General features: G+C 71.8%; 4 protein-coding genes and 1 riboswitch. All 4 genes read right to left on the reverse strand.

The genetic code is table 11. The features are described from left to right. Window positions 1-1184 (reverse strand): ATP-binding protein (locus tag ACTWQJ_RS41865; RefSeq protein WP_443311657.1); only part of this gene is annotated, 1184 nt, incomplete at its 3' end. 169 nt (window positions 1185-1353) lie between these two features. Then, the gene (gene cobN, locus ACTWQJ_RS41870; protein ID WP_443311658.1) at window positions 1354-5019 is read right to left on the reverse strand and encodes a cobaltochelatase subunit CobN; all 3666 of its coding nucleotides are present in this window, start codon (window positions 5017-5019) and stop codon (window positions 1354-1356) included. Beyond that, entirely contained in the window at window positions 5016-6527 is a 1512-nt protein-coding gene (locus ACTWQJ_RS41875; protein ID WP_443311659.1) for a cobyric acid synthase, read from the reverse strand. The genes cobN and ACTWQJ_RS41875 overlap by 4 nt, the downstream gene beginning before the upstream one ends. Continuing rightward, window positions 6524-7468 carry a cobalamin biosynthesis protein gene (locus ACTWQJ_RS41880; protein WP_443311660.1) on the reverse strand — a complete coding sequence of 315 codons (945 nt, stop codon included), beginning with the start codon at window positions 7466-7468 and terminating at the stop codon, window positions 6524-6526. Before ACTWQJ_RS41880 ends, ACTWQJ_RS41875 begins: the two co-directional genes overlap by 4 nt. 107 nt (window positions 7469-7575) lie before the next feature. Continuing rightward, window positions 7576-7717: riboswitch (cobalamin riboswitch) on the reverse strand. Between the last annotated feature and the right edge of the window lie 93 nt (window positions 7718-7810).

Here is a 7810-nt window from a genome sequence, read left to right on the forward strand (position 1 = left end):
CGTACGGCCTGCTGCTCCCCGGAGCCGGAGGCCTGCGGCTGTCCACTCTGCCCGGCCTCGGGCCGCGCGGCGGTGTCCCCGCCCTGCGGACCGTCGTCGGGCGACGGTTGCCCGCCACCGCCACCGCCACCGCCACCGGGCCCGCCGGGACCCGGATCATTGTCGTCCTCCGAGCCGCCGAACTGCTCCAGCGTCTCGTCGAGCTTGTCCTCGTCGAGACCGGGCGCGTCGAAGGGAGCACGGCGCCTGCGATGAGGCAATGCCAGCAGCGCGGCCTGCCGCACGTCCTCGGCGAGCACGTCCGTCCGCCCTGCCCAGGCTGCCAGCGCGGTGGCCGTACGCGCCATCACGATGTCGGCCCGCATACCGTCCACCTCGAACGCGGCACAGGTCGCCGCGATCTGCCGCAGCGCCCCGTCGCCGAGCCACACGGACGGCAGCAGCTCACGCGCGGCCACGATCCGCGCCCGTACGGCGGCCTCCTCCTCGGCCCAGTGCGCGGCGAAGCCGGCGGGGTCGTCGTCGTAGGAGAGCCGCCGCCGTACGACCTCCACGCGCTGGTCGGGCTCGCGCGAGGCCGCGACCTCGACCGTCAACCCGAACCGGTCGAGCAACTGCGGCCGCAGCTCGCCCTCCTCGGGGTTCATGGTGCCGACGAGCAGGAAGCGGGCGGCATGCCGCACGGAGACGCCTTCGCGCTCGACGTACGAGGCGCCCATCGCGGCGGCGTCGAGCAGCAGGTCGACGAGGTGGTCGTGGAGAAGGTTGACCTCGTCGACGTAGAGGATCCCGCGGTGCGCCTGCGCCAAGAGGCCCGGCTCGAAGGCCTTCACGCCGTCGGCCAGCGCCCGCTCGATGTCGAGGGCGCCCACGAGCCGGTCCTCGGAGGCACCGACGGGCAGCTCAACCATGCGCGCGGGCCGGTGTGTTGCGGCGCCTGTCTCATGCGGTCCGTCCGGGCAGTTGGGGTCCGGCGCGGCAGGGTCGCAGGAGAAACGGCACCCGGAAACCACGTCGACCGTCGGCAGCAGCGCCGAGAGGGCGCGCACAGCGGTGCTCTTCGCGGTGCCCTTCTCGCCTCGTACGAGAACTCCGCCCACTGCGGGGCTCACTGCGTTGAGAAGCAGGGCCAGACGCAAGTCGTCCTGGCCGACGATCGCAGCGAAGGGGTAAGGCGTACTCATGCGCGGACCACTCCTTCGAGTGACTCATGGGAGATCGGTGCGAGCGCCGAACGCGAGAGCGGCATGATCAAAGCCTGCTCCCCGCCGACGCGGGGGTGGTCCTGGATTACGCCGACGGCGTTGCGGCAGCACCAGGTTGTCCCCGCCGATGCGGGGGTTCCGAGGGAGATCACTGGTCTCCCTCCAGATCGCCCTCGAGCTCGAGGTAGGTCGCCCGGAGCCGGTCCAGGGTCTCCTGGTCCGGCTCCGCCCACAGACCACGGTCGGCGGCCTCCAGCAGCCGCTCGGTGATCCCCCTCAGCGCCCACGGATTGGACTTCCGCATGAAGTCCTGGTTCTCAGGCGAGAACACGTACTCCGACGCCAGCTTCTCGTACATCCAGTCGTCGACGACCCCCGCCGTGGCGTCGTACCCGAAGAGGTAGTCCACGGTCGCCGCCATCTCGAAGGCGCCCTTGTAGCCGTGCCGCCGCATCGCTGCCATCCAGCGCGGGTTGACCACGCGGGCCCGGAAGACGCGGTGGGTCTCCTCGCCCAGGGTGCGCGTCTTCACCTGGTCGGGGGTGGCGGAGTCGCCGACGTACGCCTCGGGGCTCGCGCCCGTCAGGTGGCGGACCATGGCGACCATGCCACCGTGGTACTGGAAATAGTCATCTGCGTCGTGAATATCGTGTTCCCTGGTGTCGACGTTCTTCGCCGCCACCGCGATACGCCGGAACGCCGTCTCCATGTCCCCGCGCGCCGCCCGCCCGTCGAGCCCGCGCCCGTAGGCGTAGCCGCCCCAGACGGCGTACACCTCGGCCAGGTCGGCGTCGGAGCGCCAGTTCCGCGCGTCGATCAGCGGGAGCAGGCCGGCCCCGTACGCCCCCGGCTTGGAGCCGAAGACACGGGCCGTCGCGCGCCGCCGGTCGCCGTGCTCGGCGGTGTCCTCGTCGGCGTGCGCCCGCACGTAGTTCCGGTCGGCCGGCTCGTCCAGCTCGGCCACGGCCCGCACCGCGTCGTCGATCAGACCGACCACGTGCGGGAACGCGTCCCGGAAGAAGCCGGAGATGCGCACCGTGACGTCGATGCGGGGCCTGCCCAGCTCCTCGAGGCCGATGACCTCGAAGCCGGTCACCCGGCGCGAGGCGTCGTCCCACACCGGACGGCAGCCCAGCAGCGCGAGGATCTCGGCGATGTCGTCGCCCTGGGTGCGCATCGCGGACGTACCCCACACCGTCAGGCCGACGGACTTCGGGTACTCGCCCGTGTCCTGGAGGTACCGCTGCACGAGCGAGTCGGCGAGCGACTGCCCGACCTCCCAACTCAGCCTGGAGGGAATGGCCTTGGGGTCGACGGAGTAGAAGTTCCGGCCGGTGGGGAGGACGTTGACCAGTCCACGCGTCGGCGAACCGGACGGTCCCGCCGGGACGTAGCCGCCGTCCAGTGCCTTGAGGATGTGGCCGATCTCGTCCGTCGTACGGGCGAGGCGCGGTACGACCTCGTTGCAGGCGAACTCCAACACCGCGACGGCCTCGGGCAGTTCGGCACCGAGAACGTCCCTGATCAGCGGGCCGCTCTCGGCTGTCGCCCAGTCGCGCTGCTCCATCCCCTCCGCGATCCGCCGGCACAGCTGCTCCAGCAGGTCGATGGCGTCGGCGGCCGTACGCGAGGGGCCTTTCACTAGGTCCGTCAGCTCGACCGGCACCTTCACCGGCGCGCCCGGCTCGGCGAGCAGCTCCTTCTCCACCAGCCCGAAGTGCTCGGCGAGCGAGGCCCGCAGCCCCGGCAGCGCGTTCGCCTGCCCGCCCCACACCTGCGAGGCGCGCAGCACGGCGAGCACGAGGTTGACGCGCGGTTCGCCCACCGGCCCACCACCGAGGATGTGCAGACCATCCCGGATCTGCACATCCTTGATCTCGCACAGATAGCCGTCGATGTGCATGACGAACTCGTCGAACTCTTCGTCGTCTGGCTGCTCGTCGACATGCAGGTCATGGTGCAGCTCGGCCGCCTTGACCAGCGTCCAGATCTGGGCGCGCACGGCCGGGGCCTTGGTCGGGTCCAGGTCGGAGACGAGCGCGTACTCGTCGAGCAGCTGCTCCAGCTTGGCCAGGTCGCCGTAGGTGTCGGCCCGCGCCATCGGCGGCACGAGGTGGTCGACGACGGTGGCGTGCCCGCGCCGCTTGGCCTGGGTGCCCTCGCCGGGGTCGTTGACGATGAACGGGTAGATCAACGGCAGATCCCCGAGGACCGCGTCCGGCGCGCACCCGCCGCTGAGCCCGAGCCCCTTGCCCGGCAGCCACTCCATCGTGCCGTGCTTGCCCATGTGCACGATGGCGTCGGCACCGAAGCCCCCCTCCGATGTTGCAGTCTCCAGCCACCTGTACGCCGCCATGTAGTGATGCGACGGCGGCATGTCCGGGTCGTGGTAGATCGCGATCGGGTTCTCGCCGAAGCCGCGCGGCGGCTGGATCATGACGACGACGTTCCCGAACCGGAGCGAGGCGAGGACGATGTCGTCCCCGTCGACGTACAGCGAACCCGGTGGCTCGCCCCATGCCTCCAGCATCCCGTCCCTGAGCTCCGGGTCGAGCTTGTCGAACCACGCCCGGTAGTCGGCCAGCGGCACGCGCGCGGGCGCGGTGGCCAGCTGCTCCTCGGTCAGCCACTCGACGTCGTGCCCGCCGGCTTCGATGAGCCGGTGGATCAACTCGTCGCCGTTGTCGGGGTATTCGGTGAGGCCGTACCCGGCGTCCCTCAGCGCGTCCAGGACTCGTACCGCCGACGCGGGCGTGTCGAGGCCGACGGCGTTGCCGACGCGCGAGTGCTTGGTCGGGTACGCGGTGAAGACGAGCGCGAGCTTCTTCTCGGGGTTCGGCTTGTGCTTCAGCCGCGCGTGCCGTACGGCGATTCCGGCGACGCGCCCGGCCCGCTCCGGGTCGGCGACGTACACGGGCACGTCGTCCGGGCCCTGCTCCTTGAAGGAGAAGGGGACGGTGACGATCCGCCCGTCGAACTCCGGGATCGCGACCTGCATCGCCGCGTCCATGGGGGAGAGGGCGGCGTCGGACTCGTCCCAGGCGGCCCGCGAGGAGGTGAGGCAAAGACCTTGCAGCACAGGGATGTTGAGCTCGGCGAGCCTGCCGATGTCCCACGACTCGTCGCCGCCCGCCGACGCCCGCGAGGCGTGCGTGCCGCCGGCCGCGAGGACGGTGGCGACCAGGGCGTCGGCCTTCGACAGCAGCTCGTACAGCTCCGCGTCCGCATCGCGCAGCGAACCGCAGTACACGGGAAGGGCGTTGGCGCCCCGCGTCTCGATGGCGTCGCACAGGGTGTCCACGAAGGCGGTGTTGCCGCTCAGCTCATGGGCCCGGTAGAAGAGCACGCCGACGGTGGGACGGCCGTCGACGAAGGGACGCTCGCCGTGGACGCCGTACTCCGGCATCTTCTGCGGCTCGACGAACCCCTCGCCCGTCAGCAGCACGGTGTCGGAGAGGAACCGGGCGAGTTCGGTGAGGTTGGCGGGCCCGCCCTCGACCAGATACCTGAGCGCTTCGGCCACCACTCCGGCCGGGACGGACGACTCGGCCATCAGCTCCGCGTCCGGTACGGCCTCGCCGCCCAGCAGCACGGTCGGGATGCCCGAGGCCTTGAGCTCGGCGAGCCCGTCCTCCCAGGCCCGTTTGCCGCCCAGCAGTCGTACGACGGCGATGTCGGCGCCGTCGAGGAGCCCGGGCAGATCCTGTTCCACATCCACCCGGGTCGGGTTGCCGATCCGGTACGAGGCACCGGAAGCGGCCCTGGCCGCCAGCAGATCGGTGTCGGCGGTCGACAACAACAACACAGTGCTCATACGGGCGCTCCCGGTGGAATGAAAGGCAGTCCTTGCGGCGCGCCCGACTCGATGAGCCGCCACAGCGCGTCCGTGTCCGCGTGCTGTTCGATCAGGTCGCCGAGCCGGTCGAGCTGCTCCTCGCGCAGCGCGGCGAACGAGGTGTCGGGCGCCGGCACGAAACGGCGGCCCGCGGCGGCGGCCACCTCGCGCAGGAACGTCCGCCGGAAACCGTCCGACTCCAGCGAGCCGTGCCAGTGCGTGCCCCAGGTCTGCCCGACCCGGCAGCCGTCCAGGAAGGGCTCTCCGCCTACGACGTCGGCGACCCCGTGGTGGATCTCGTACCCCTCGACGGGCTCGCCGAGCGCCTCGCCGACGGGCCGGGTGAGGGTCTTCTCCCGTGCGAACCGCACGCGCACGGGCAGCAGTCCGAGCCCGTCCACATGGCCCGCGCGCGACTCGACCTCGTCCTCGATGTGCTCACCGAGGATCTGGAAACCGCCGCAGATGCCGAGGACGGGCCGTCCTTCCACGGCCCTGCGGGCGAGGGCGTCCGCGAGGCCGCGCTCCCGCAGCCACTCCAGGGCCTGGACCGTCCCCCGGGTGCCGGGCACCACGACGAGGTCCGCGTCCGCGAGTTCCTCCGCCCGGTCCACGAACCGCACCACGACCCCCGGTTCGGCCGCCAGTGCGTCCACGTCCGTGAAGTTGGACATCAACGGGACGGCGCAGACGGCGACCCGGAGGATGTCCTCGCCGACGGGGGAGGACACCTCGGACTCCCGGACGGTACCCCGCAGCGACACCCGCAGTCCGTCCTCTTCGTCGATACCGAGGCCGTGCCGGTACGGCAGGACACCGTACGTACGCCGCCCGGTGAGCCCGTGGAGCATCTCCAGCCCCGGCTCGAGCAGCGACACATCGCCGCGGAACTTGTTGACGAGGAAGCCGGCGACCAACTCCTGGTCCTCGCGCGACAGCAACGCGACCGTCCCGAAGAACGAGGCGAAGACGCCCCCGCGGTCGATGTCGCCGACGACGAGCACGGGCAGTCGCGCGTTCCGGGCGATCCCCATGTTCACGATGTCGGTCCGGCGCAGATTGATCTCGGCGGGACTGCCCGCCCCCTCACAGATCACCGCGTCATACGTGCCCCGCAACTCGGCCAGACAGTCCAGCACGGTCCCGAGCAGCCGCTCCTGCCGCCCTCCGTGGTAGCCGCGCGCACTCATCTCGCCCACGGGCCTGCCCATGAGGACGACCTGACTGCTGCGGTCACTGCCCGGCTTGAGCAGCACGGGATTCATCAGCGCGGTCGGCTCCACGCGGCATGCCTGCGCCTGCATGGCCTGCGCCCGCCCGATCTCGGCACCCTCGCGCGTGACGAACGAGTTCAGCGACATGTTCTGCGCCTTGAAGGGCGCCACCTTCACGCCCTGGCGCACCAGCCACCGGCAGATCCCGGCGGTGACGACGCTCTTGCCGGCGTCGGAGGTGGTGCCGGCGACCAGCAGACCCCCACCACTCATGACGTACGCCCCCTTGTCAGCAGCCGCCCGGCGACACAGACGCCGAGCGCGAGCAGTCCGACGCGCCGGGACAGCCGTACCGCCCGCTCCACGTCGGTGACCCGGACGGCCCGCCCCGCCGACGCGTTGAGCACGGGCCGGCGCTCGACCCGGCCCCCGTAGGACAGGGTCCCGCCCAGCCGTACCCCGAGCGCCCCCGCGAACGAGGCCTCCACCGGCCCGGCGTTGGGGCTCGGATGCCGGTCAGCGTCCGCGCGCCAGGCCCGTACGGCTCCCCGCGGATCGGGACCGGCCACCGCGGCGAGTACGGCGGTCAGCCGGGCGCCCGGCCACCCGGCGAGGTCGTCGAGGCGTGCGGAAGCCCACCCGTAGCGCAGGTACTTGGGCGACCTGTGCCCGACCATGGCGTCGAGGGTGTTCACGGCCCGGAACCCGAGCAGCCCCGGCACCCCGCCGACGGCCCCCCACACCAGCGCCCCGACGACCGCGTCGGAGGTGTTCTCGGCCACCGACTCCACGACCGCCCGGGCGATCCCGTCCGCGTCGAGCGCCTGCGGATCCCGCCCGCACAGATGCGGCAGCCGCGCCCGTGCACCCTCCACATCACCGGCCTGCAGGGCACGGCCGACGGCCCGGGCCTCGCGGGCCAGCGACGTCCCGCCCACGACCGCCCAGGTGGCGACGCCGGTGAGGGCCACGGAGGCGGCGGGGGACGACCGTACGAGACGCGAGGCCGCGGTCCCGAGCGCCACCGCCGAACCGGCACACACGACGGCATGCAGCGCACCCCACCCGCGGTGGTCCCGCCACAGCATCCGCTCGACCCCACCGGCGGCCCGCCCGAACGCGGCGACCGGATGCCCCCGGCGCGGATCACCGAGGAGCAGATCGCCGAGGAGACCGAGAGCGGCGCCGTACGCGAAGACGCGATCGGCACGCATCGGCTCAGCCGATCGCGGGGTCGGGCAGAACCCGGGTACTGAACCTCAACCTCGAACGGCAGCCGAGCATCGCGATATGTCCTCACTCAGGGTGTCCACGCCCTGGTTCGACGAGACCGGCGGTGAGAGTTCCTGGCTCCCGGGGAGTTCCTTCCCCGGTCACAGTGGCGGGACCGCGCCGGATTCACACCGGGCTTCCTCTCCTGCCGCCGTACATGGCCCCGGAAGTCCACCACGGCGTCGGAAGGGGCGTCAACTTGCCTGTGACCTGCGGTGCTGGAGTGTGCTGAGGCCCACACACCGACGCGACGGGGGGGGTGGGGGAACCCATACCGACCAGCG

Source organism: Streptomyces sp. KR55 (assembly GCF_052245645.1).
Lineage (GTDB): Bacteria > Actinomycetota > Actinomycetes > Streptomycetales > Streptomycetaceae > Streptomyces > Streptomyces flavusporus.